The organism is Oceanobacillus neutriphilus (assembly GCF_014645515.1).
Lineage (GTDB): Bacteria > Bacillota > Bacilli > Bacillales > Amphibacillaceae > Oceanobacillus > Oceanobacillus neutriphilus.
The window spans coordinates 13,625-36,400 of record NZ_BMLW01000008.1; the positions used below are offsets into that span (position 1 = coordinate 13,625).

At 39.3% G+C, this 22,776-nt stretch carries 23 protein-coding genes; 21 read left to right on the forward strand and 2 right to left on the reverse strand.

Annotated elements, in window-relative coordinates:
* Positions 1-26: 26 nt before the first annotated feature.
* Positions 27-110: a stage V sporulation protein SpoVM gene (gene spoVM / locus IEX29_RS13675; protein WP_188735164.1), complete on the forward strand. Its 84-nt coding sequence runs from the start codon at positions 27-29 to the stop codon at positions 108-110.
* Between the two features lie 135 nt (positions 111-245).
* Here spoVM and rpmB read toward each other — a convergent pair whose 3' ends face one another.
* Positions 246-434: a 50S ribosomal protein L28 gene (rpmB, locus tag IEX29_RS13680; RefSeq protein ID WP_010649390.1), complete on the reverse strand. Its 189-nt coding sequence runs from the start codon at positions 432-434 to the stop codon at positions 246-248.
* A 1,700-nt stretch (positions 435-2,134) separates the two neighbouring features.
* Between rpmB and IEX29_RS13685 the strand changes: the two genes are divergently transcribed.
* The 11 genes from IEX29_RS13685 (at position 2,135) to rnc (ending at position 12,938) form a co-directional block, all read left to right on the forward strand.
* Positions 2,135-2,497 carry an Asp23/Gls24 family envelope stress response protein gene (locus tag IEX29_RS13685; RefSeq protein WP_077601127.1) on the forward strand — a complete coding sequence of 121 codons (363 nt, stop codon included), beginning with the start codon at positions 2,135-2,137 and terminating at the stop codon, positions 2,495-2,497.
* Between the two features lie 19 nt (positions 2,498-2,516).
* Positions 2,517-4,175 carry a DAK2 domain-containing protein gene (gene fakA / locus IEX29_RS13690; RefSeq protein WP_188734959.1) on the forward strand — a complete coding sequence of 553 codons (1,659 nt, stop codon included), beginning with the start codon at positions 2,517-2,519 and terminating at the stop codon, positions 4,173-4,175.
* 244 nt (positions 4,176-4,419) lie between these two features.
* A complete protein-coding gene (gene sdaAB / locus IEX29_RS13695) occupies positions 4,420-5,082 on the forward strand; it encodes an L-serine ammonia-lyase, iron-sulfur-dependent subunit beta (RefSeq protein ID WP_188734960.1) in 663 nt (220 codons plus the stop codon).
* Positions 5,083-5,104: 22 nt separating this feature from the next.
* Positions 5,105-5,980 (forward strand): L-serine ammonia-lyase, iron-sulfur-dependent, subunit alpha, encoded by an 876-nt coding sequence (sdaAA, locus tag IEX29_RS13700; RefSeq protein WP_188734961.1) that lies wholly within the window; start codon positions 5,105-5,107, stop codon positions 5,978-5,980.
* 150 nt (positions 5,981-6,130) lie between these two features.
* Positions 6,131-8,158, forward strand: coding sequence for an ATP-dependent DNA helicase RecG (recG, locus tag IEX29_RS13705; protein ID WP_188734962.1), 2,028 nt, complete (start codon positions 6,131-6,133; stop codon positions 8,156-8,158).
* Between the two features lie 432 nt (positions 8,159-8,590).
* Complete coding sequence (fapR, locus tag IEX29_RS13710; protein ID WP_188734963.1) at positions 8,591-9,163, forward strand: transcription factor FapR; 573 nt, start codon at positions 8,591-8,593, stop codon at positions 9,161-9,163.
* A gap of 4 nt (positions 9,164-9,167) precedes the next feature.
* On the forward strand, positions 9,168-10,169 hold the full coding sequence (gene plsX / locus IEX29_RS13715) for a phosphate acyltransferase PlsX (RefSeq protein ID WP_188734964.1): 1,002 nt from the start codon (positions 9,168-9,170) through the stop codon (positions 10,167-10,169).
* Positions 10,170-11,108 carry an ACP S-malonyltransferase gene (fabD, locus tag IEX29_RS13720; RefSeq protein WP_188734965.1) on the forward strand — a complete coding sequence of 313 codons (939 nt, stop codon included), beginning with the start codon at positions 10,170-10,172 and terminating at the stop codon, positions 11,106-11,108.
* Positions 11,108-11,848 (forward strand): 3-oxoacyl-[acyl-carrier-protein] reductase, encoded by a 741-nt coding sequence (fabG, locus tag IEX29_RS13725; protein WP_229720225.1) that lies wholly within the window; start codon positions 11,108-11,110, stop codon positions 11,846-11,848. The genes fabD and fabG overlap by 1 nt, the downstream gene beginning before the upstream one ends.
* A 65-nt stretch (positions 11,849-11,913) precedes the next feature.
* Complete coding sequence (gene acpP / locus IEX29_RS13730) at positions 11,914-12,147, forward strand: acyl carrier protein (RefSeq protein WP_188734966.1); 234 nt, start codon at positions 11,914-11,916, stop codon at positions 12,145-12,147.
* 104 nt (positions 12,148-12,251) lie between these two features.
* Positions 12,252-12,938, forward strand: coding sequence for a ribonuclease III (gene rnc, locus IEX29_RS13735; RefSeq protein ID WP_188734967.1), 687 nt, complete (start codon positions 12,252-12,254; stop codon positions 12,936-12,938).
* Between the two features lie 92 nt (positions 12,939-13,030).
* On the opposite strand, the gene IEX29_RS13740 is transcribed toward rnc, so the two are convergent.
* Positions 13,031-13,252 (reverse strand): DUF1128 domain-containing protein, encoded by a 222-nt coding sequence (locus IEX29_RS13740; protein WP_188734968.1) that lies wholly within the window; start codon positions 13,250-13,252, stop codon positions 13,031-13,033.
* 223 nt (positions 13,253-13,475) lie between these two features.
* On the opposite strand from IEX29_RS13740, the gene smc reads away from it, so the two are divergent.
* The 9 genes from smc (at position 13,476) to trmD (ending at position 22,732) form a co-directional block, all read left to right on the forward strand.
* Positions 13,476-17,045 carry a chromosome segregation protein SMC gene (gene smc / locus IEX29_RS13745; RefSeq protein WP_188734969.1) on the forward strand — a complete coding sequence of 1,190 codons (3,570 nt, stop codon included), beginning with the start codon at positions 13,476-13,478 and terminating at the stop codon, positions 17,043-17,045.
* Positions 17,046-17,057: 12 nt separating this feature from the next.
* Positions 17,058-18,068: a signal recognition particle-docking protein FtsY gene (gene ftsY / locus IEX29_RS13750; protein WP_188734970.1), complete on the forward strand. Its 1,011-nt coding sequence runs from the start codon at positions 17,058-17,060 to the stop codon at positions 18,066-18,068.
* A gap of 84 nt (positions 18,069-18,152) precedes the next feature.
* Complete coding sequence (locus IEX29_RS13755) at positions 18,153-18,470, forward strand: putative DNA-binding protein (RefSeq protein WP_188734971.1); 318 nt, start codon at positions 18,153-18,155, stop codon at positions 18,468-18,470.
* 13 nt (positions 18,471-18,483) lie between these two features.
* The gene (gene ffh / locus IEX29_RS13760) at positions 18,484-19,830 is read left to right on the forward strand and encodes a signal recognition particle protein (protein ID WP_188734972.1); all 1,347 of its coding nucleotides are present in this window, start codon (positions 18,484-18,486) and stop codon (positions 19,828-19,830) included.
* A gap of 120 nt (positions 19,831-19,950) precedes the next feature.
* Positions 19,951-20,223, forward strand: a complete 273-nt coding sequence (gene rpsP / locus IEX29_RS13765) for a 30S ribosomal protein S16 (RefSeq protein ID WP_040980064.1) — start codon at positions 19,951-19,953, stop codon at positions 20,221-20,223.
* 13 nt (positions 20,224-20,236) lie between these two features.
* Positions 20,237-20,464 (forward strand): KH domain-containing protein, encoded by a 228-nt coding sequence (locus tag IEX29_RS13770; RefSeq protein WP_077601142.1) that lies wholly within the window; start codon positions 20,237-20,239, stop codon positions 20,462-20,464.
* Positions 20,465-21,089: 625 nt separating this feature from the next.
* The gene (locus IEX29_RS13775) at positions 21,090-21,479 is read left to right on the forward strand and encodes a YlqD family protein (protein WP_188734973.1); all 390 of its coding nucleotides are present in this window, start codon (positions 21,090-21,092) and stop codon (positions 21,477-21,479) included.
* A gap of 14 nt (positions 21,480-21,493) precedes the next feature.
* Positions 21,494-22,006, forward strand: a complete 513-nt coding sequence (rimM, locus tag IEX29_RS13780; protein ID WP_188734974.1) for a ribosome maturation factor RimM — start codon at positions 21,494-21,496, stop codon at positions 22,004-22,006.
* Positions 22,007-22,732, forward strand: a complete 726-nt coding sequence (gene trmD, locus IEX29_RS13785; RefSeq protein WP_188734975.1) for a tRNA (guanosine(37)-N1)-methyltransferase TrmD — start codon at positions 22,007-22,009, stop codon at positions 22,730-22,732. It begins immediately after the preceding gene.
* Positions 22,733-22,776: the final 44 nt, after the last annotated feature.

Here is a 22,776-nt window from a genome sequence, read left to right on the forward strand (position 1 = left end):
TGGTTAAACAGGGAGGGCCTTTATAAATGAAATTCTATACGATTAAGCTTCCTAGGTTTGTAGGCGGGTTTGTAAAAGTCATCATTGGTGTATTCAAAAAAGAAAAGTAATAGTAAACGAGCTTTTGTCATTGATGGCAAAAGCTCGTTTTTTAGGATATATAAATTGAAACAAACATTTCGATAAAGCAAAAAAACACCATGTATTTATGGTGTTTTTAGGGCATATGCACATATTTTCGTATATTATACACGTTCTACTTTGCCTGATTTTAATGCACGAGCAGATACATATACTTTCTTCGGTTTTCCATCTACCATGATACGTACTTTTTGTACATTTGCTTTCCAATTACGCTTGTTGGAATTCATAGCGTGAGAACGTTGGTTACCACTACGTGTTTGGCGTCCAGTTACAACACATTTTCTAGCCATGTTATTCCCTCCTTACATTCCAAAATCAGTATACCACTAACTTAATTTATCATAACTCACCCGATATTGCAATTGAATCTTTTCATTATCGCGAGAGAAGCTAAAACAAATAGATTTCAAATCATTATATTTTACTCTTTTGAAATGCTGTTTTGTTAAATAAGTAACTCAACTTTCGTACCTTAAAAAATAACTTGCTTATTATAGAGACAAGTGTTGATTGTTCCTTCCATCTCCCTCTTGACAAAGCATAAACTCTATCTAGAGAAGGTAACATGTAAGGCCACCGCTGCGGCGGACCGTTTTGCTTTCCTAGGGGCACGCTCTTCAGCTAACTTTTGCCAAGAAGATCACTTGGCAAAAGTGGATCTTCAGATGGTGCTAATCCCTCAGGAGTCAAAACGGTCCGCCTCCGCTAGAAGGGGATTCTATACTTTTTAATACAACGGAGCCAATAGAAATTAGATAGTAAAGAACATATTTTTCGTGGTGCATATAAAAATCTCCCGTTACGATTACTTTCTGTTCATAAAAAGTATCATTCCTTTCGCTGTGCTCAAGGCACAAATCTTAATGAAAGTAACTCTCTCCCCTCATGTTAAATGCTATACTATAGATGGATAGGCAGATACACTACAGAGCACGGTGGGGTGAGTGGTGTCAGTGATATACTGCCCGAATAAAAAGATGTGTCGTTTGCTTTTTCAAGCACAAATAAGTGTGCCATCGAGCACGTAAACTAATCCTTGTATAAACAATTCCTGTTTATCATGCGGCAAACAGTCAATGTCTGCCTTATCCACTATAAACTTTCGAGGGGATGTGTTATACGCCAAACAATTATCTTGCTATGCATCTTAGATTGCAGAATATATAGTTATACAATACTCAAATCTTTTGGAAACCAGATAGATTTTAAAAGCTTAACACCAAAATTACATTTTTTTACAATTTATATTTTGTGTTAAGTTTATTTGTCGTGTGCATTTTTTCTGATGATGCATTTTTACGTTCTTTCAAACTAGCTATTCCCGATATTTATTATTCATGCTGTGTGCTGTGTCATCGTTTCAATTGCCAAACTAACCATTTGAAACACTAAAATGATCTTTTCATCAAGCAAAAAGCAATGATTTCATTCAACTCCATCAGGATATGATTTCTTTCATTCGCTGTAGAAGCCTAACTGAGCGCAGACCAACCACGTAGACTCCTATGGGAACAGGGCGAGCTGAAGATCCACTTGAAAAGCGGTCTTCTTTTCAAGTTAGCTGAAGCCGTCCCCATGGAAAGCGGAGTGGTTGGTCGGAGCGGAGCTATACACAATCTGCATTTCAATAAAAAGGTGACAAAATGCAAGCAGGATAATGGAGAACATGCTTATCCTTGTAAGGTAAGGTATAGATGTCTATTCTTAGGTGCGAAAGTTGAGTAAGCAACAAAGAAAAATTGCTTGACAGATGAATGAAAATAATCCATTGTAATAGTGGAGTTTTTCTTCATTAAGAAAAACTTATAGCAGGATAGTGGAGGCGCAGGTTTTTCGTTTCCCGCAGGCTTACTTTTAAAATAACAGAGCGTATAGTATAATCTTAAGCATAAATAGTTGAGAAATTGAAAATATCAAGACGTAAAGTCTTAAAAGATGATACTGTATATTATTTGATGAATCATAATTCGTAATAAAAGGAGCTGTAGTTATGTCAATAGAGTTACATACAAACGATGGACTCGTTACGATAACAACAGATGTTATTGCAACAATAGCTGGTGGAACAGCTGTTGAATGCTATGGCATTGTAGGAATGGCTTCCAAAAGCCAAATTAAAGATAATATTGCAGAGATATTGCGTAAAGAAAATTATTCCAAAGGAATTGTTGTTCGTCAAGAAGACGGAAAGCTACATATTGATCTGTACATTATTGTAAGTTACGGGACAAAAATTTCTGAAGTGGCGCATAATGTCCAATCGCAGGTGAAATATACGCTTAGTCAATCTCTTGGCTTAGAAATTGATTCGGTAAATATATTTATTCAAGGTGTTCGGGTAGAAAAAGAATAGGGCAGAAGGAGGAGAAAATGTGGTAGTCGAGAAAATTGATGCGGCGTTATTATCGCAGATGGTGCTGACGGGAGCATATCATCTTTCAAATAATGCACAAAAAATTGACGCTTTAAATGTATTCCCTGTTCCTGACGGGGATACTGGAACAAATATGAATTTAACAATTACTTCTGGAGCAAATGAAGTAAAAAAACTGGATACGGATAAAGTTTATGAAGTTACGAGTGCATTTGCAAAAGGATTATTGATGGGAGCCAGAGGAAATTCCGGTGTTATTTTATCACAGATTTTCCGCGGCTTTGCAAAAGCGTGTGAAGGTAAAGAAGAACTCTATGTCACAGATCTTGCCGCGGCTTTTGAAGGCGCTGTTAATACAGCTTATAAAGCAGTTATGAAGCCTGTGGAAGGTACGATTCTTACCGTAGCGAAAGATGCAGGAAACAAAGCGGTTGAAATTGTGGATCGTGATTTAGATATCATTGAGTTTATGGAAGAAATATTAACAGAAGCAAAAGCATCATTAAAGCGTACACCGGACCTATTGCCGATTCTGAAAGAAGTAGGAGTAGTTGATTCCGGTGGACAAGGCTTAGTGACCATCTATGAAGGATTTTTGGCTGCTTTAAAAGGTGAAGAGCTGCCGGAAGAATCTGATGCTGATAATAAAATGGAAGAAATGGTTAACGTAGAGCACCATAAAGTAACACAAGACTTTATGAATACAGAGGACATTGTATATGGATACTGTACTGAGTTTATGGTGAAGTTAGAAGAGGAGAAATTAAAACAGCACCCATTTGATGAAACGGCTTTTCGTAATGAATTAAGCGAGTGGGGAGACTCTCTGCTGGTTGTTTCTGATGATGATATTGTAAAAGTCCATGTACATGCAGAATCACCGGGGACATGCTTAAATCTGGCCCAGCAGTACGGCAGTCTGATTAATTTGAAAATCGAAAATATGCGTGAACAGCATACAGCTATCGTTGGAGATAAAAATGAGAAGCCAAAAGAAAAATCTGCTTACGGTATTGTTACTGTAGCTATGGGAAATGGTCTGAAGGAGCTATTTGAGAATCTCGGAGTTGCAGTGGTCATTGAAGGCGGACAAACAATGAATCCGAGTACCAAGGATATCACTGACGCGATAGAAAAAGCAAATGCAGAAAAAATCATTATCCTTCCCAACAATAAAAATATCCAAATGGCAGCTGAGCAGGCAGCCGAACTGGCTGGTGACCATGTCAAAGTGGTACCGACAAAAACGATTCCTCAAGGTATTAGCGCCATGCTTGTTTTCCATCCGGAAGCCTCTTTAGAGGAGAATAAATCTGCAATGGAAGAAGCAGGGAAACAAGTACGAAGCGGACAGGTCACCTATGCAGTAAGAGATACTCAAATTGACGGTATTGATATTGCTAAAGGACATTTTATGGGAATAGATGAGGGCAGGATTGTAACAACACATAAGGATAAACAGCAAGCAGCCCGGGACCTTATTGACAAAATGATTTCTGATGACAGCGAGATAGTAACCATTCTTTCGGGAGAAGATGTGTCAGAAGAAGAGGTCGAGGCGTTAGAATCCTATGTGGAAGAGAAATACGATGAACTGGAAGTAGAAGTTCATCAGGGCGAACAGCCTATCTATTCTTATATATTTTCTGTAGAATAAGGATAAAACTTCAGTGTTCAAAGGTGGGAGAAATGGTCCCGGCCAGAAAAATATTTTATAATCTTTTTAACTGATACAAAGCCCCGTCTGATTATACTTATCAGGCGGGGCTTTGTTCTGTATCAATCTTTTAAAGGGATTCGAACGCATGATTGCCTTTTTTTGGATTAAGTTGTGAATCAATCCCGGATTTTTGTTATAATAATAGTAGTAGTCTTAAATAATTATAGGACGGTGTTATTCTATGAAATATAATTCCGTATTTGATATTATTGGTCCGGTTATGGTAGGACCTTCAAGTTCACATACAGCCGGAGCTGCACGAATTGGCAAAGCAGCCCGGAATCTTTTTGGCAGACAGCCCTCCTGGGCGAAAATTCATCTATATGAATCCTTTGCTAAAACCTACCGGGGGCATGGAACAGATTTTGCACTTGTTGGCGGTCTTTTAGGTATGGAAACCGATGATCCGCAAATTAGTAAGGCATTACAGCTGGCCAAAGAGAAAGGGCTGGAGGTTGAATTCATTGAGGACAGTGCATCGGCGAATCACCCGAATACGGTCCGCATGATTATTGGCGATGACAGCGATCAGCAGGAGCTGATGGGAATATCTATTGGCGGCGGTAAAGTAGAGATTACAGAATTAAACGGTTTCGAACTCAGGTTATCCGGGAATCATCCGGCTATTCTAATTATGCATAATGATCGTTTTGGAGCGATTGCATCTGTAACAAAGATCTTAGCGAAATATGAATTGAATATAGGCCATATGGAAGTAAATCGCAAAGATGTTGGCAAAGAGGCACTGATGGTTATAGAAGTAGATCAGAATGTAGATGATACTATACTGCAGGAGCTTCAGGCTGCTGACCATATTACCTCTATTGCAAAGATTGTAAGTTAAAAAAGGAGAAGGGGGTAAGATCATGTTTAGAACAGTGGCGGAATTAGTAGAGATGGCGGAAAAAGATAATATTCCGATTTCGGAAGTGATGATACGTCAGGAAATGGATGTTAAAGAGAAGTCAAGGGAAGAAATTTTTTCGGAAATGGAAAAAAATCTTGTTGTTATGGAAAAAGCCATTGAGGATGCTTTAAAGGGTGTCCAATCAGTAACGGGACTTACCGGCGGTGACGCTGTTAAAGTACAAAAATATATGAAAGAGAAAACGCCTCTTTCCGGGAATTTAATGATGGATGCTGTCAGTAAAGCGATGGGAACAAATGAAGTAAATGCCGCTATGGGGATTATTTGTGCGACACCAACTGCAGGGAGTGCCGGCTGTGTACCAGGTACGTTATTTGCGGTGAAGGAGCAATTAAACCCGACAAGAGAAGAGATGATCCGTTATTTATTTACTTCCGGTGCCTTTGGCTTTGTAGTGGCAAACAATGCTTTTATTTCTGGTGCAGCAGGAGGATGTCAGGCTGAGGTTGGATCAGCAGGGGCAATGGCGTCAGCAGCTATTGTAGAGATGGCAGGAGGTACACCAAAACAATCATCTCATGCTTTTGCAATTACATTAAAAAATATGCTCGGCTTAGTGTGTGACCCGGTTGCCGGTTTAGTGGAGGTCCCATGTGTGAAGAGAAATGCAGCAGGATCATCTCTTGCTATTGTATCCGCTGATTTGGCATTGGCAGGTGTAGAAAGCCGTATTCCGTGTGATGAAGTGATTGGTGCCATGTACCGAATTGGAAAACAAATGCCTTCATCCCTTCGTGAAACTGGAGAAGGCGGCTTGGCGGATACACCAACAGGGCGGTTCCTGAAAGAAAAAATATTTGGTGTATCTGTCTAAGTAATAGAAAGGGGAAGTCCCATCGGAAACCGTTGTAGCGGACATCCCCTTGGCAAGAACACCAGTATCTTAAAGATCAAGCAGTTTTCTTGGTTTTTCTTATTAAGCAGGAGCGAATTGCGCTTCTAGTTCTGGAAAAGGATGTTGGAAATGAACGAACCAATATTAGAAGTGAAAGGTGTCGGCGAAAAATTAGCAGAACAGCTTGCTTTAATGCGTATTTATGACACTGACGATATATTAGAATATTTCCCGTATCGATACGATATTTATGAAGAAAAACCTCTGCAAGAGCTGGTTCATGACGAGAAGGTCACGATTAAAGGGAAGGTCATTTACGATCCTTCTCTTACTTTTTTTGGGAAGAAAAAGTCCAGACTGAGCTTTACAGTAGAAGTCGAAGGTATTGCTGTAAAAGCAATTATGTTTAACCGGGCATTTGCAAAAAAACAGATTCAGCAAGAACAGGATATTACCTTAACAGGAAAATGGGACGCGCATCGGCTGCAAATTACAGTCAGCAAATATAAAATCGGGAAAATGGAAGAAAATGATTCGATTACACCTGTCTATTCAGTGAAGGGAGATTTGACTTCCTATAAATTTCAGAAGCTTTTAAAGCAGGTGTTTAACTCACATGAAGAAGATATCAGAGAAATTCTTCCTGCCTCTTATTTAGAAAGTTATAAGCTTCCACCACGGAAAGAAGCAGTAAGAACAATGCATTTTCCCGAGAGCAGAGTTGCTTTAAAGCATGCACGGCGCAGGTTTATTTATGAGGAATTTTTGCTATTCCAGCTGAAAATGCAATTAATTAGAAAAATAAATCGCGAATCAACCAAAGGAAATGCGCAAGCGTTTCAGACCGGCAAGGTAGACCGTTTTATCGCCTCATTCCCTTTCACTCTTACAGAGGCACAGCAAAAAGCGTTGACAGAGATTTTAAAGGATATGAAGAGTGCTTATCGAATGAACCGGCTCCTTCAAGGTGATGTTGGTTCAGGGAAAACGGCTGTGGCGGCAATCTGCTTATACGCTGCTGTTACTGCGGACAAGCAGGGAGCGCTAATGGTTCCTACTGAAATTTTAGCAGAGCAGCATTTTCAATCTTTTCAATCGATGCTGGGGGAAAGAGCAAGCGTTGCTTTGTTGACGGGATCGGTAAAAGGGAAGAAACGCAGAGAGTTAACACAGAAAATAGAAAACCAGGAAATAGATATCGTAATTGGCACACATGCACTTATTCAAGAAGACGTTCTGTTTAAAAATCTCGGTTTAGCAATTGTCGATGAGCAGCATCGCTTTGGGGTTGCACAACGCAGAACATTGCGGGATAAAGGTCTGGACCCTGATATATTATTTATGACTGCAACCCCGATCCCCCGGACACTTGCAATTACAACTTTCGGTGATATGGACGTTTCTATCATTAATCAGCTTCCTTCTGGAAGAAAAGAGATAGAAACACTATGGGTCAAAGAAAATATGTTTGAGCGGATTCTTGATTTTATTCAAGAGCGGGTAAAGCAGGGAGAGCAGGCATATATCATTAGTCCGCTGATCGAAGAATCGGATAAATTAGATATTCAAAATGCCGTTGATCTGTATCATCAGCTGACAGCTTATTATGATAATGAAATGGAAATCGGCTTAATGCACGGACGTTTATCCTCAGCGGAAAAAGATGAGGTGATGCGCGATTTCGCTGCTAATAAAGTAAAAGTTTTAGTATCGACTACCGTTGTTGAAGTAGGGGTGAATGTTCCCAATGCTACGGTGATGGTTATCTATGATGCGGAGCGCTTTGGTTTATCACAACTGCATCAGCTTCGGGGCAGGGTAGGAAGAGGAGACAAGCAAAGCTATTGTATCCTGATCGCAGAGCCTAAAGGAGAGGTCGGCAAGGAACGTATGCGGATTATGTCAGAAACAAGTGACGGATTTGAGCTGTCTGAACAGGATCTGCAGTTACGCGGACCGGGAGATTTCTTTGGCAGAAAACAAAGCGGTATGCCGGAATTTAAAGTAGCTGATATGGTGCATGATTACAGAGCACTGGAAACCGCACGGCAGGATGCACAAAATATTGTTGAGCACAATTTATTACAAACCAGAGAATATCAGCAATTGAAAGAAATGCTGGCAGATGAAGAAGGTCTTTTGGAAAAATTGGATTAAACAAAAGTGTGATAGGACTATAGCGAATAATCATCCTATGACAGTCTTTATTTCAGAAATTTAATTTTGATCTATCAGGCATGAAGCACTATAATCAGTATGAATTTTCTCCAGGAGTATGATTGCTCAACAGTGATTTCTTTCCTTTAAAATGTATTATTTTGTACACCGATTAATCAATAGATTACTTGCATAAAAAAGACTGCTATTATATATTACTATTAGTACCAAGTCATAAATTGAAATTTCCTTCCGCTGGAGGGTTGGTTCTTTCCCTGTGGAAACCTGAACTAATCAGGAGATAAGCTGTCTGTTTTCCCCATTTATACGCATTGTTTCCTTCAAACTTCTATAGGGGATTACGGATAATTATAATATGATAAATTGAATTGACATCTCTGAAAAATATTAAATGAAAGTTTGATGGTAGAAATGAGACGTTCAAAAGCAGAACGACAGTCGTTGTTAAGAGAAAAAATAGAAGACTCCCCATTTGTAACAGATGAGCAGCTTGCGAAGGATTTTCAGGTGAGCATACAAACGATCCGTCTGGACCGTATGGAGCTATCCATTCCTGAACTCCGTGAACGGATTAAACATGTTGCGACAAAGCAATGGAACGAGACCGTAAAAGCCTTGCCAGTTGAAGAAGTAATTGGAGATATCATAGATTTGGAATTGGATCAGCGGGCGATATCTATGCTTGATATAACATCAGAGTTCGTTTTTTCCAGAAATAAGATTGCCAGAGGGCATCATTTGTTTGCCCAGGCTAATTCATTAGCAGTAGCTGTAATTAACGATGAGCTTGCTTTGACAGCCAAGTCTAACCTGCGTTTTAAAAGACAGGTGAAAGAAGGAGAACGAGTGGTTGCAAAAGCTGTTGTTAAAGGAAAAGATAACCGCGGACACACGATTGTAGAAGTAAACAGCTTTGTAAATAATGAGCCTGTTCTTACAGGTGAATTTTTCATGTTCCATTCCAGTGAAAGCAAAGGAGAATAGATGAATGCGATTAGCAATTGATGCAATGGGAGGCGACCATGCACCAAAGGAAATTGTTTTAGGTGCAATGGAAGCTGTAAAAGAAAATAAGGATTTACAAATAACACTTTATGGTGACGAGAAACAGATTAACCCAATTTTAACGGATAATCAGCAAATCAAAGTAATACATACAGATGAAAAAATTACATCAGAGGATGAGCCGGTGAAAGCTGTACGCCGCAAAAAGAATGCTTCTTTGGTTTTGATGGCAAAGGCAGTCAAAGACGGAGAAGCAGATGCCTGTATTTCTGCCGGTAATACAGGTGCGTTGATGAGTGCGGGCTTATTTGTTGTGGGGCGCATCCCCGGAATTGATCGTCCTGCATTAAGTCCAACCTTTCCGACTGTTGATGGACAAGGATTCCTGATGCTGGACGTTGGAGCGAATGTGGACGCAAAACCGGAGCATCTGCTTCAATATGCCATTATGGGGTCGGTATATGTAGAGAGGGTAAGAAATATCAAAAGCCCTAGAGTCGGATTGTTAAATGTGGGTACTGAAGATGGAAAAGGGAATGATTTAACGAAAAAAGCATTTCAGCTTTTAGAAAATGCTCCTATCCATTTTGTAGGCAATGTAGAGGCAAGAGATATATTAAATGGCGTTGCCGATGTTGTTGTGACAGATGGATTTAGCGGGAATGTAGCATTGAAGACAATGGAAGGTGTTGCTGAGACGATTTTTTCACTTTTAAAAGGTGCTTTTATGTCCTCTGCTAAAACAAAAATTGCTGCTGCACTTATTAAAAATGATTTAAAAGGTTTAAAGAACCGGTTAGATTACTCAGAGTATGGCGGTGCGGGTTTATTCGGTCTTCGTGCTCCGGTTATTAAGGCACACGGCTCCTCAAAAAGCAGGGCGATAACGAATGCTGTAAAGCAAGCTGTTTACATGGTTGACAACAATGTTACAGCCACTATTCAAGAAACGATTGAGACGATGAATAAAGAGGAGGAGAAATAAATGAAACGTATTGCATTCATGTTCCCGGGGCAAGGGTCACAGGCTGTAGGTATGGGGAAAAACTTGTATGATGCTTACCCGCAGGTGAAGGAATTGTACAAGGAAGCAAATGAAGTTTTAGATATGGATTTACAGACATTGATGTTTGAAGGTCCTAAAGAAACATTAACAGAAACAGAGAACACACAGCCGGCATTATTATTATCAAGTGTAGCAGTAACCAGGCTGTTAGAGGAAAATGATATTCAGCCTTCTATGGTTGTCGGACATAGTTTAGGAGAGTACAGCGCACTTGTTGCAGCTGGTGCAATTACATGGCAGGATGCTATCCAGCTTGTTAAAGTGAGAGGCCGTTTAATGGAACAGGCTTTTCCTAAAGGGCAAGGAACGATGGCAGCTGTCTTAGGTCTTGGTCAGGATAAGGTTCAGGAAGCACTTAATCAAGTGACAGACGAAATTGTAGATATGGCAAATTTGAACTGTCCGGGACAAATTGTTATTTCCGGTTCTGTACCAGGTGTTGAACAAGCAACAGCATTATTAAAAGAAACTGGAGCAAAACGGGTACTTCCACTAAATGTAAGTGGTCCATTCCATTCCAGATTGATGAAGCAGGCGAACGAAGGTTTTGCAGCTTATTTAAGCGACACAGCTTTAGAAGATGCGAAGATACCTGTTTATGCAAATGTTTCTGCCAGCGCAGTCACTTCGAAAGAAACAATTAAAGAATTATTAGTACAACAGCTATACTCACCAGTTCGATTTGAAGAATCGGTTCAAAATATGTTAGATGAAAATGTTGATGCCTTTGTTGAAGTGGGCACAGGAAAAGTACTATGTGGATTGTTAAAGAAAATTGACCGGAAAACAAAAACGTTTGCCGTCCAGGATCAGGAATCACTCGAAGCGTTTATTCGCTGGTACAAGGAGGAAGAATAATGTTACAAGATCAAACAGCAGTAGTAACAGGAGCTTCCAGAGGGATTGGCAGAGCAATTGCTTTGGAGCTTGCTAAAAACGGGGCTAATGTTATTGTGAACTACTCCGGAAGTGAAGCAAAAGCCGAAGAGGTTGTCGGAGAAATCCAGGCTCTTGGAGTAAAAGCAGTTAAAATTCAAGCAAATGTTGCTGATGAAGAGTCTGTGAAGCAATTAATGAAGCAGGCAGTTAAAGAATTCGGTTCGATAGATATTCTTGTTAATAATGCCGGTATTACCAAAGACAATTTATTAATGCGAATGAAGGAAGATGAATTTGATCAGGTGATTCAAACAAATCTGAAAGGTACATTCCTGTGTACAAAAGCAGTCAGCCGTCAAATGATGAAACAAAAATCAGGACGTATTATTAATGTTGCATCGATTGTCGGAGTGAGCGGTAATCCCGGACAGGCTAACTATGTTGCAGCAAAAGCCGGTGTAATAGGTTTAACAAAAACAACAGCAAAAGAGCTTGCCTCCCGGAATATTTTGGTGAATGCTGTTGCTCCCGGTTTTATTTCTACAGATATGACGGACCAATTAAGTGAAGAGCAGCAGGAATCTTTATTACAATTAGTACCACTTGCCCGTTTAGGGAAACCGGAAGATGTGGCAAGAGTTGTCCGCTTTTTAGCAAGCGAGGATGCAAATTATATTACAGGGCAGACCATTCATATTGACGGTGGAATGGTGATGTAATACAATTACAGAACAAAAATAAACACAAAAAATAGTGGTATATTCTTGAAAGGGGGTGAACGGAAATGGCAGATGTGTTTGAACAAGTAAAGTCAATTATTGCTGATCGTCTTGATGTAGACGAAGAAAAAGTAGTTTTAGAAGCTTCATTTAAAGATGACCTTGAAGCAGACTCATTAGACGTTGTTGAACTTGTTATGGAATTAGAAGATGAGTTTGATATTGAAATCGCTGATGAAGACGCTGAAAAGATTAATACAGTAGGTGATGCTGTGAATTACATAAACAGCAAATCTTAATGAATAAATGGCTAAAGGGAAAGCTTCTTCGTAAGAGGCTTTCCTTGTATTGTTTAAAGGCAAGTAATTTTCTTGGTTTTTCTTATACAATGGAGGAGGTTAATATGGACTTAAGTCAGCTGGAGAAGGAATTAGGAATAACCTTTCAACAAAAGGATTTATTAAAAGAAGCATTTACACATTCTTCTTATGTCAATGAGTATAAAAAAAGTAAGCTGAAGGATAATGAGCGGCTGGAATTTCTGGGTGACGCAGTGCTTGAATTAGCTGTTTCACAATATTTGTATCGGAATAACCCGGATATGCCTGAAGGAGAAATGACAAAATTACGGGCGGCCATCGTTTGTGAAGCATCTTTAACCGTCTTCGCAAAGCAATCTGACTTTGGGCAGTATATCCTTTTAGGGAAGGGCGAGGATAAAACAGGCGGAAGACAAAGACCGGCAATTTTAGCTGATGCATTTGAGGCTTTTTTAGGAGCGCTCTATTTGGATCAGGGCTTCGATGTAGTATTGAACTTTTTGAACCTGCATATCTTCCCTACATTAACAGTAGACACATCAACAAGTGTGATGGATTATAAAAGCCATCTGCAGGAAATTGTCCAGCAGCAGAAAGATAGAAAAATTGAATATCAAATTATTAGTGAGCAGGGACCCTCTCATCACAAAGAGTTTGTTGCCCAGGTTATGATTCAGGGAGAACCGGCAGGAAAAGGAAATGGAAGAACAAAAAAAGAAGCAGAACAAAAGGCAGCAAAAGCAGCATTGGAGAAAAAACTCCCGAAATAAAAAGTGCTTCTTATTCTGAAAAGAAGCTCAAAAAAACGTTACGCAAGAGTAATTTGGTTGCTTGTTCTTGCGTAACGTTTTTTTACTAAATCCTATTTTCGAATAGCGGCCAATTCATTAATAAAAGCTTGTGTTTCTGAGGTACTTAAACGGCCTTTACTCATAACCATATCATACATCCATTTTAAATCTTCATATTTTTCGATATTGTAATCCTCTGCATCCATAATAGAACGATTTACTACTTGAAGCTTTTCAGCTAATTCTTGAAGCATATATTCCATATTTTCCATACTTGGCTGTTCTAATTGCATGATGTCCTCCTTATACCTGTTCCTAGTCAAGAATTTATTATAACATAAGTTTTCTAAATCGTTAAAGGCCTGTTTCTTAATTAATAGCGTGCAACGCATAGGCTAAAGTGTCATAATATGATAAAATATATTAGCTAAAGAATTCGGGAAATGATAGAAGATCATGTTGTATTCTACATAGATTTAATAACTATAAAGATTAGTAAGTTTTAGGAGAATGATTATGCATTTAAAGCGATTAGAAAGTGTTGGATTTAAATCCTTTGCAGAGCGTATCAGTGTAGACTTCGTGCCTGGTGTGACAGCGGTAGTGGGTCCAAATGGCAGCGGGAAAAGCAATATTACGGATGCGATACGCTGGGTGCTGGGAGAACAATCTATGAAATCCCTTCGCGGATCGAAAATGGAAGATATTATATTCCAGGGGAGTGACTCAAGATCTCCTTTAAATATCGCTGAAGTAACACTTGTATTAGATAATAAAGACCAGCGTGTGCCGCTGGATTATGAAGAAGTCAGTGTGACGAGGAGAGTTTACCGCTCTGGAGAAAGTGAATTTTATATCAATAAGCAGGCCTGCCGCCTGAAGGATATTGTTGATCTGTTTATTGATTCAGGTCTGGGCAGAGAGGCTTTTTCTATAATCAGCCAGGGCAGAGTAGAAGAGATTCTCAGCTCAAAGGCAGAAGAGCGCCGTGTCATCTTTGAAGAAGCAGCGGGCGTTTTAAAATATAAACAACGCAAGAAAAAAGCCGAATATAAGCTTGCTGAAACACAGGAAAATCTGAACCGTGTCGAGGATATTGTTTATGAAATAGAGCAGCAGCTGGAACCGCTTGAACAGCAATCAAAAAAAGCAAAAGAATATCAGACCTTACAGGCCGAGCTTCAAGAAACAGAGATTTCGGTATTAATTACCGAAATGGAGCTGATTCATAATGAATGGCAACAGCTTTTAGAAAATTTGGCAGTGAATGAGAAGAAGCAGAAAGAGCAATCGGAAACCATCCGTTTTATTGAAGGGGATTTAGGGAAAGAAAAAGAACTTGTGCAGCAGTATGAAGCAGAAATAGAGCAGCAGCAGGCAAACTTATTAGATGTAACAGAACATCTGGAGAAGTTTGAAGGAAAAAAACAGTTATTTGAAGAACGGTCCAAGCATGCAGATGAGAACAAGGAAAAATTGGCTCAGCAATTAGACCGGGTTATCAATAATGTTAAAGTACTCGAGGAGCAAAAGGAAAAAGAGCAGAAAAAACTGGAAGTGTTAGAAGCGGAAAAGGCAGATACCCTAGCTCAAAAAAAAGAGATAGAAAAGAAATTAGCGATACGTCCGGAAGATGTAGCAAATCGAATTGAGGATTTAAAAGCGGAGTATATTGAATTGCTGAATCAGCAGGCTGCTTACCGGAATGAAAAGCAGTCAATCAACCGTCAACAGGAACAAATTGAGGTAAAAAATAATTCACAATCGATGAAATTTAAAGATATACTTACGGAGAGAAATGAGCTGCAGGACAAGCAGACAGCCGCAGAAAAAGTCCTGCAGTCCTATCAGAACCATTTAGAGAAAAAGAATCAGCAATTACAGGCGTTAAAGCATGAAATGCAATCAGAGCGCATGAAATATGAGGAAGCACAATCCAAGCTTTATCAGGGCTATCAATATATTGAAAAAGTAAAATCAAAAAAAGAAATGCTTGAAGAAATGAAAGAAGATTTTCAAGGCTTTTTCCAGGGCGTCCGCCAGGTTTTGCGGGCAAGAGAAGAAGGAAAATTAACCGATATCGAAGGAGCGGTAATTGAACTGATTGATGTTCCTAAAGACTATATAACGGCTATTGAAACAGTATTAGGCGGTCAGGCACAGCATATTGTTGTGGAATCAGACCAGGCAGCAAGAGCAGCTATTAATTGGCTGAAAAAAAACAATAGCGGCCGGGCAACATTCCTACCGCTGCAGTCGATTCAACCGCGCTTTTTATCAAGTGAAGGAAAGCAGGAATTAAAAAATCATCCCGGATTTATCGGGATTGCTTCTGAATTAGTACGCCCAAAAGCTAAAAAATATGACAAAGCTGTGCAGCATTTAATTGGAAATGTTGTTATTGCCAAAACCTTACGGGATGCGAATGATATTGCGATAAAACTGCACAGGAGATACCGGATTGTTACCTTAGACGGGGATATGGTGCATCCGGGCGGATCCATGTCAGGGGGAGCGCAGAAGAAGCAAAATCAATCACTCTTCACCCGTGAAAAGGATTTGCAGGAGCTGCATGTGCGGTTAGAGGAATACAGGCAGAAAACAGAGCAATTCGAAAAAGGCGTACAAGAAAAAAGAGATTATTTAAAGGAATTAGATGAGAAAATAACGCTTACTGAACAAGCTGTGCAGAAAATGCAAAAAGATGTTCATGAAAGTCAAGCTGATTTCCAAACGCTGCAGGCAAAACTGACATCCATCAATGATAATTTATCCATTTATGATATGGATAAAAAGCAGAATGAAAAGAGCCATACGAAGTTGGAAGACCGAAATGAAGTGCTGACAAAAGAATTAGAAGGAATAAGTAAACAGCTTCAAACTGTACAAAAAGAAGTGGATGAATTAACCGAAGAAGAGTCAAAACTAAAAGAAACGCGTGCAAAATTACAGGATTCATTCTATGAAATTAAAATAACTTCAGCAGAACAGGAAGAACGTTTTAAAAATCAGCAGGCTAATACAAAAGCATTACAAACGCAGCTTGAACGGGCTGTACATGAGAAAAAGCAGGTAGAAGAAGAACTCGATGCGATAACGGCAATTAAAAATCAAGAAGAGACCGAGGAAGAGATAGAAGAAAAGATTATTCTCGCGAGAAGCTCTAAACAAGAGATAACAGAAAGCATTGAGAAGCTTCGTAAAAAAAGAAAAGAAAGCTCTGATACGCAGCAGATCCTTGAAGAGAAGCTGAAAGAAGCGCAGAAACAATATGCCATGACAAATGAGCATTATCAAAAGCAGGAAGTGAAATCCAACCGCTTAGATGTAGAGCTTGATAACCGTCTGCATCAGCTTGAAAAAGAGTATATGATGACATATGAGATGGCAAAAAGAGATTATACGAAGGTTGAAAATATGGAAGAAGCAAAATCGGTTGTCAGCCGCCTGAAAAATAAAATAAATCAATTAGGCACAATTAATCTGGGAGCTATTGATGAATATGACCGTATCTCTGAAAGATATCAATTCTTAAAGGAGCAAAGAGATGACCTTGTAGAAGGCAAGAGAACGCTATATACTGTTATTGGAGAGATGGACACGGAAATGAAAGAAAGATTTGAGTCAACTTTTTCAAAAATAAAGGAAGAGTTCTCCCAAGTATTTATACATTTATTTGGCGGCGGCCACGCAGAGTTAAAATTAACAGATCCCAAGAACTTATTAGAAACAGGTGTAGATATTATTGCACAGCCGCCAGGTAAAAAATTGCAGCATTTAAGTCTGTTATCGGGTGGAGAACGTGCATTAACTGCAATTGCGCTGCTCTTTTCCATTTTACGTGTCCGGCCGGTTCCTTTTTGTATATTGGACGAAGTAGAAGCAGCATTGGATGAAGCAAATGTAGTCCGCTTTGCTAAGTATGTGAAGAAATTTAGCAGTGAGACGCAGTTTATCGTAATAACACATCGTAAAGGTACAATGGAAGAAGCTAATGTTCTTTATGGTGTAACGATGCAGGAATCGGGTGTATCGAGACTGGTTTCTGTCCGGTTAGAGGATACAAAAGAATTGATTCAATCGTAGGGGGATATCAGTATGGGATTTATGGATAAGCTTAAACAGCGTTTTAAGCAAAACGAAGAAACAAAAGAAGTTTCCGAGAAATATCAGGAAGGTATGACAAAGACAAGAAATACCTTTTCAGGGAAAATAAATGATTTAATTGCGCGTTATCGCAAAGTAGACGAGGATTTCTTTGAGGAATTAGAGGAAGTTCTAATTACTGCAGATGTAGGTGTTTCGACAGTTATGGATCTTGTCGAGGAACTGAAAATGGAAGTAAAACGCCAAAAGATCAAAGATTCTTCTGAAATGAAGGATGTTATCTCTGAGAAACTGGTAGAAATTTATTATGGAGAAGAAGATAAGTCTATCCAGCATTTACAGCTGGATGGAGAAGGGTTACAGGTTATTCTTGTTGTTGGTGTTAATGGAGCCGGGAAGACAACAAGCATTGGTAAGCTTGCGCATCAATTGAAGGCAGATGGCAAGAAAGTTATTTTAGCAGCTGGGGATACCTTCCGTGCCGGGGCAATTGAACAGCTTGAGGTTTGGGGCGAGCGCGCCAATGTTCCAGTAATTAAACATAATGAAGGAAGTGATCCGGCAGCAGTGATTTATGATGGAATTAAGGCTGCCAAGTCCCGTGAAGCAGATGTTTTGATCTGCGATACTGCCGGAAGACTTCAAAACAAAGTAAACCTGATGAATGAGCTTGCCAAGGTAAAACGTGTGATTGAACGCGAGATTCCCGGAGCACCTCACGAAGTTCTGCTTGTTTTGGATGCTACTACCGGTCAGAATGCCTTAACACAGGCACGCATCTTTTCAGAAGCAACAGATGTAACAGGAATTGTTTTAACAAAATTAGATGGTACTGCCAAAGGTGGAATTGTATTAGCCATTCGCAATGAGCTGCAAATTCCGGTGAAGTTTGTCGGATTGGGTGAAGGAATTGACGACTTGCAGCAATTTGACGCAGATGCGTTTGTATATGGGCTGTTTGCTGATTTAGGGATAAATGAAGAAGAAGAGGAATACGAATAAGCAGCAGCTCGTCTACTTGACAATTCACGATTTTGTTGGATATGATAAATGTAAAGGAAAATCACTTAACAAGAGGTGTACCCGGTGCTGGAAAAGACGAATCGGATAAATTATTTGTTTGACTTTTATCAAGCGCTGTTAACACCAAAACAGCGCAGTTATATGGAAATGTATTATCTGGAAGATTATTCTTTGGGCGAAATTTCCGAGCTCTTTGAAGTTTCCAGACAAGCTGTATATGATAATATTAAAAGAACGGAAAAAATGTTAGAGTCCTATGAGGATAAGCTTCATCTTTTTTCGAAGTTTGAAAAGCGAACGCAAATTATCTCTAAGCTTTCGGAAGCTGTAAAGAGCCCGGAAGTAAAAAAGTATGTTCAACAATTACAAGATTTAGATTAGGGGGATACCTTCTATGGCATTTGAAGGATTAGCGGACCGTCTCCAGGGTACGATAAAGAAAATTACTGGTAAAGGTAAGGTCTCTGAGCAAGATGTAAAAGAGATGACAAGAGAAGTCCGTCTGGCACTTTTAGAAGCTGACGTAAACTTCAAAGTTGTAAAACAGTTAATTGCCAGGATAAAAGAAAGAGCTGTTGGACAAGAAGTGATGGAGAGCTTAACTCCAGGACAGCAGGTTATTAAAGTTGTAAAAGATGAATTAACAAATTTAATGGGCGGAGAGCAAAGTAAAATTGCAGTAGCGGACCGTCCACCGACAGTTATTATGATGGTTGGTTTACAAGGTGCCGGTAAAACGACGACTACCGGGAAGCTGGCTAACCATTTACGTAAGAAGCATAATCGCAATCCTTTGCTGGTTGCGTGTGACATTTATCGTCCGGCGGCTATTAAACAGCTGGAAACACTTGGTACACAGCTGGATATGCCGGTGTTCTCATTAGGAACAGAGGCTAACCCGGTTGATATTGCCAATCAGGCGATTGCCAAGGCAAAAGAAGACCATAATGATTATGTCATTATTGATACAGCAGGCCGTCTTCATGTTGATGAGAATCTTATGGAAGAATTGCAACAGATTAAAGCAGATGTTAAACCGGATGAAATTTTCTTAGTGGTTGACTCTATGACAGGACAGGATGCTGTTAATGTAGCAGAGAGCTTTAATGAACAGCTAGATATTACGGGAGTAGTTCTTACAAAATTAGATGGAGATACCCGTGGAGGTGCTGCGCTTTCTATCAAAGCAGTTACGGATAAGCCGATTAAATTTGCCGGGATGGGTGAAAAACTGGATCAATTAGAAGCTTTCCATCCTGAACGTATGGCATCCAGAATTCTGGGCATGGGCGATGTTCTCTCCTTAATTGAAAAAGCACAGACTAATGTTGATGAGAAGCAGGCAAAAGAATTAGAAGAAAAAATGCGTACGATGTCCTTTACATTTGATGATTTCCTGGATCAGATGGGACAGGTCCGTCAAATGGGACCGCTGGACGACTTGATGGCAATGATTCCTGGTGCGAACAAGATGAAAGGATTGAAAAATGCGCAATTAGACGAGAGTCAATTAACAGAGGTAGAAGCAATTATTCAATCCATGACGAAGAAAGAACGACAGGACCCTGCTATCATTAATGGAAGCAGAAGAAAACGTATTGCAAAAGGTTCAGGAACCTCTGTTGCGGCTGTAAACCGTCTATTAAAACAGTTTTCAGAGATGAAAAAAATGATGAAGCAAATGACCAATATGCAAAAAGGCAAAAAAGGAAAAGGCGGATTTAAATTTCCTTTCATGTAGGGGTTGATTCTTGCGTATTTTTATAATAAAATATGCTTGTAATGGAAAAATACTTTACAGACTAAAAACTATCTGTTAGAATCAATTCTTGTGATAACATAATTATTGGAGGTGCAAAGCATGGCAGTAAAAATTCGTTTAAAACGCATGGGTTCAAAAAGAAATCCATTTTATCGTATTGTAGTAGCGGACTCTCGTTCTCCACGTGACGGACGTTCTATTGAACAAATCGGTACGTACAATCCTGTAGTGAATCCGGTTGAGGTTAAAATAGATGAAGAAAAAGCACTTGATTGGATGACAAAAGGTGCAAAACCTAGCGATACAGTACGTAATTTATTCTCTAACGAAGGCATCATGAAAAAATTTCACGAACAAAAAAATTCTAAATAAGTAGTGTGATATCATGAAAGCCCTGATTAAATCGATTGTTACCTCATTAGTAGATCATCCGGATGATATTGTTATTAAAGTAACAGAGGAAGATTCGAAGGTTATTTATCATTTAACAGTTCATCCTGATGATGTCGGAAAAGTCATTGGCAAAAATGGACGTATTGCTAAAGCAGTACGTACGGTTGTGTATGCAGCGAACACTGGTGGTAATAAACGCATTTTTTTGGATATTATGTAAGGTTCGTATCCAAAAAGCTGATACATTCAGTCTTTTTGGATAAACTGGTAAAGGGAAAGCTGACCCTGCTTTTAGGGGCTCAACTTTCCCTTTTTTAAAAGAAATAGGAAAGAATTAAAAAAGCTGGAGATAGCCGTTCCAACGTTTTTCATGGGGTGAGTAATCTTAGGCCCCGGAAATACACTACGCTTTCCGTGGGCCCCGAGCTCATCTTCTCGAAAAAAAGAAGAGCACTTTTTTTCTGTGGGGGGCATACAGGATGTATGTCAGTTCGGTGCCTGAGACAGGACGTCGCGAGCTTAACCGAACTTCCTTTTTCCGTTCTGCGCATTCCCACTGGAGTCTCCGTGTATTTCTTCCGCTAGAATAGTTTGATTTCATTGTAAGAGAGCAAAAGAAATATATTTTTTCTTAGATGGGAGCGGAAGGAAGTCGACTCCTACGGGAAAAGCAACAGGTGAAGACCCCGCAGAAAGTGGTTTTCTTTCGAGGAGGCTGAGGCGTTGCCCGTGGAAAGCGACTTCCTGTAGCGGACATCTTTCTGGCAAGAACACTAAATCTTTAAAGACTAAGTGATTTTCTGAACATTTGTTACTCGAATCTATCAGGCAGGAGCTGAATCTGAATGAAGTTAATAAAAAAAGTTCCCATCAAGCTAGTAGTGACAGAAGAAAGCAAAGAAAAGATCCGCCAGAATTTTAATAATCATAAATTACGTCTTGAACAAGAGTGTCAACAACTCCAATTTGAAATACGAAAATTAAAAAATAAAAGTGTTAATGTTCGTTCAGATATGGAAACACGGTTTAACCAGGAAATTAAAAACCGCCAGGAAAAAATGAAGCTATTGGATTTTAAAATAGAGCAATTAGATGAATTAAAAATGGGTAGCGAAATCGTTGAAAAAGAAGTTGAAGTTCTTGTTGAGGTCGAAGTCGGTTCTGATTGGAATCACATTATGAAAGAGCAGGCTATCGTAATTAAAGATGATAAAGTTATCCGAATTGATGAGTAGAATAGGTGAGAGATATGAATACAGAGAAATTAAAAATTGGTAAAATCGTTAATACACATGGAATTCGCGGCGAGGTGAAAGTTTTACGCATCACAGATTTTGAAGAACGTTTCACACCAGGAAATGAAGTGATTATTACATCTGAACAAAAGGATATCACTTTAACGATTGATTCACACCGTATCCATAAAGGCTTTGATTTGATTACTTTTAAAGGATATACAAATATTAATGATGTTGAAAAGTGGAAGGGCATGAATTTGTATATTAATAAGAATCAGGCTGCAGAATTGGAAGAAGATGCTTATTATTATCATGAAATTATTGGCTGCAGGGTTGAGACAACTGAAGGTGAAGCTTTAGGGGAAATAAAAGAAATATTGTCTCCTGGAGCAAATGATGTATGGGTAGTACAGAGACCCGGCAAGAAAGATTTGTTATTGCCTTACATTGAAGATGTGATTAAAAACGTGGATATTGATACTGGTACAATTTCCGTTGAATTAATGGAAGGGATGTTAGATTAGATGCATATTGATATTCTGACACTTTTTCCAGAGATGTTTCATGGTGTTATGGAGAGTTCTATTTTAAAGAAAGCAAAAGAGAAGGAACAGTTTTCGTATCAGCTCGTTGATTTTCGTAACTATTCCACCCATAAACATAAGAAAGTGGACGATTATCCCTATGGCGGAGGAGCCGGTATGGTACTGACGCCACAGCCTGTATTTGATGCTGTTGGGGCAGTAAAAAAAGAATCACGGCCCCGTGTGGTTTTATTGTGCCCTCAGGGAGAAACATACACACAGAGAAAAGCAGAAGAACTGGCTAAGGAAGATCACCTTATTTTTATCTGCGGGCATTATGAAGGGTATGATGAACGGATTCGTGAGCATCTCGTTACAGATGAAATTTCTATTGGGGATTATGTTCTGACAGGTGGAGAGTTAGGGGCAATGGTTATTATTGATAGTGTTGTCCGGCTGTTACCAGAAGTCCTGGGGAATGAGGAGTCTGCACAGCAGGATTCTTTTTCAACCGGGTTACTGGAGCATCCACATTATACCCGCCCTTCTGATTTCCGCGGATTGAAGGTTCCGGATGTATTATTATCAGGGAATCACGCTAATATTGAAGCCTGGAGAAGGAAGGAATCCTTGAAACGGACTGTCCAAAGACGGCCTGATTTATTAGAAAATCATGAGCTGAGTGAAGCAGATAAAAAAATACTTCGAGAAATAAAAAATGACTAAAAATAGTTGTACTTTACGATGGGATATGCTATATTATTAATTGT

Excerpts from the sequence above, each read along its gene's own strand:
- spoVM (WP_188735164.1), top strand. The coding sequence starts at position 27 with ATGAAATTCTATACGATTAAGCTTCCTAGGTTTGTAGGCGGGTTTGTA.
- rpmB (WP_010649390.1), bottom strand. The coding sequence starts at position 434 with ATGGCTAGAAAATGTGTTGTAACTGGACGCCAAACACGTAGTGGTAAC.
- IEX29_RS13685 (WP_077601127.1), top strand. The coding sequence starts at position 2,135 with ATGTCAATAGAGTTACATACAAACGATGGACTCGTTACGATAACAACA.
- sdaAB (WP_188734960.1), top strand. The coding sequence starts at position 4,420 with ATGAAATATAATTCCGTATTTGATATTATTGGTCCGGTTATGGTAGGA.
- sdaAA (WP_188734961.1), top strand. The coding sequence starts at position 5,105 with ATGTTTAGAACAGTGGCGGAATTAGTAGAGATGGCGGAAAAAGATAAT.
- recG (WP_188734962.1), top strand. The coding sequence starts at position 6,131 with ATGAACGAACCAATATTAGAAGTGAAAGGTGTCGGCGAAAAATTAGCA.
- fapR (WP_188734963.1), top strand. The coding sequence starts at position 8,591 with ATGAGACGTTCAAAAGCAGAACGACAGTCGTTGTTAAGAGAAAAAATA.
- plsX (WP_188734964.1), top strand. The coding sequence starts at position 9,168 with ATGCGATTAGCAATTGATGCAATGGGAGGCGACCATGCACCAAAGGAA.
- fabD (WP_188734965.1), top strand. The coding sequence starts at position 10,170 with ATGAAACGTATTGCATTCATGTTCCCGGGGCAAGGGTCACAGGCTGTA.
- fabG (WP_229720225.1), top strand. The coding sequence starts at position 11,108 with ATGTTACAAGATCAAACAGCAGTAGTAACAGGAGCTTCCAGAGGGATT.
- acpP (WP_188734966.1), top strand. The coding sequence starts at position 11,914 with ATGGCAGATGTGTTTGAACAAGTAAAGTCAATTATTGCTGATCGTCTT.
- rnc (WP_188734967.1), top strand. The coding sequence starts at position 12,252 with ATGGACTTAAGTCAGCTGGAGAAGGAATTAGGAATAACCTTTCAACAA.
- IEX29_RS13740 (WP_188734968.1), bottom strand. The coding sequence starts at position 13,252 with ATGCAATTAGAACAGCCAAGTATGGAAAATATGGAATATATGCTTCAA.
- smc (WP_188734969.1), top strand. The coding sequence starts at position 13,476 with ATGCATTTAAAGCGATTAGAAAGTGTTGGATTTAAATCCTTTGCAGAG.
- ftsY (WP_188734970.1), top strand. The coding sequence starts at position 17,058 with ATGGGATTTATGGATAAGCTTAAACAGCGTTTTAAGCAAAACGAAGAA.
- ffh (WP_188734972.1), top strand. The coding sequence starts at position 18,484 with ATGGCATTTGAAGGATTAGCGGACCGTCTCCAGGGTACGATAAAGAAA.
- rpsP (WP_040980064.1), top strand. The coding sequence starts at position 19,951 with ATGGCAGTAAAAATTCGTTTAAAACGCATGGGTTCAAAAAGAAATCCA.
- IEX29_RS13770 (WP_077601142.1), top strand. The coding sequence starts at position 20,237 with ATGAAAGCCCTGATTAAATCGATTGTTACCTCATTAGTAGATCATCCG.
- IEX29_RS13775 (WP_188734973.1), top strand. The coding sequence starts at position 21,090 with ATGAAGTTAATAAAAAAAGTTCCCATCAAGCTAGTAGTGACAGAAGAA.
- rimM (WP_188734974.1), top strand. The coding sequence starts at position 21,494 with ATGAATACAGAGAAATTAAAAATTGGTAAAATCGTTAATACACATGGA.
- trmD (WP_188734975.1), top strand. The coding sequence starts at position 22,007 with ATGCATATTGATATTCTGACACTTTTTCCAGAGATGTTTCATGGTGTT.